Source organism: Chryseobacterium limigenitum (assembly GCF_900114875.1).
Lineage (GTDB): Bacteria > Bacteroidota > Bacteroidia > Flavobacteriales > Weeksellaceae > Chryseobacterium > Chryseobacterium limigenitum.
In genome coordinates this window covers 1-1,181 of the sequence record NZ_FPKW01000055.1, presented here as the reverse complement: position 1 = coordinate 1,181, position 1,181 = coordinate 1, and the positions used below count along the sequence as shown (strand labels likewise).

1 pseudogene is annotated in these 1,181 nt (G+C 39.6%); it reads left to right on the top strand.

The features are described from left to right. Positions 1–1,181, top strand: a pseudogene (locus BT156_RS22280) (hypothetical protein); the annotation flags it as partial.

Genomic DNA, 1,181 nt, shown 5'->3' with positions numbered 1-1,181 from the left:
GGTGTAGTATTTCAAAATTTAACCCTTCAGACAAAAGCTCCTTATATTACTGCTCAGTATTTCGGAGTACAAGGAGAACAAAAACTAGTAGGTTTCCCTGCAAGTATAAAGAATATTTTCGTCGAAGCAGACAATGGTTATGCTAATCTGGGTTTTGAAATAACCGTGGGATTACAGGAAGAACGATTCTCCGCATCAGGAGGAATGAAAATAAACGGTTTGATTGTTAATGAAAACAATCGCCAGCGATGGAAGTATGATGGATTCAATCTTACCAAGTTAGGGCTTAAAAATGTGGACATTGGAGTCGCAATCGTATCAGGAGAATTCCAGATTATGCGTAATGACCCTTTATATGGAGATGGTTTTACGGCACATCTGAATGCAAAGTTGAAAGAGTTGAAGGTTGAAGTGAATGTAAATGCAGCTTATGGATTCAGTACTTTCCGGTATTGGGGATTTGAAGGCTCTGTGGACGGACTTAAAATTCAGGCATCAGCATTGACCATTACCGGATTTACGGGTGGTGCATTTTACAGGATGATTCCGGACAGGGATATGTCGTTGAATCCTGCATATAAAGATAAAGCTTTGGTATTGAAACCGGATAATACAGTTGGTTTGGCACTGAGAGCGGGTATTTATGGATCTGTTGCCAGCAAAAATGCAATTAGTATTATGGCTGGTTTTAATATGTCAACCAATCCAAATGGTGGTTTAGCCAATGTTGGGTTTATTGGAGAGGCACTGGTTATGGCTGATTTATCTAAACTGATTCCCGGAGATCCTTTAGCGGGAGTCAAGGATAAGTTCAAAGAAATGACGGGTAACAATAAATTTCTTAATGAGCTGAAAGACAATACCCACGTTAATTCTTTTCTGGATACCCAAGTGGTTGATGAACAATATCCAGTAACCAAAGATGTGAAAGGTGCTATTTATGCCAAACTGGCTATGAACTATGATTTCAACAACAGTGTTTTCCACGCAAGCTTAGACGTTTTTGTGAATATTGCTAATGGCATTATTGCAGGTATCGGACCGAATGGAAGAGCAGGATGGGCGGTCGTACATATTGCACCAAGTGAATGGTATATGCATATCGGAACACCAACCGATATGATTGGTCTGAAAGTAGGTTTCGGAAGCTTCTCTTTACAATCAGGAAGTTATTTTATGGT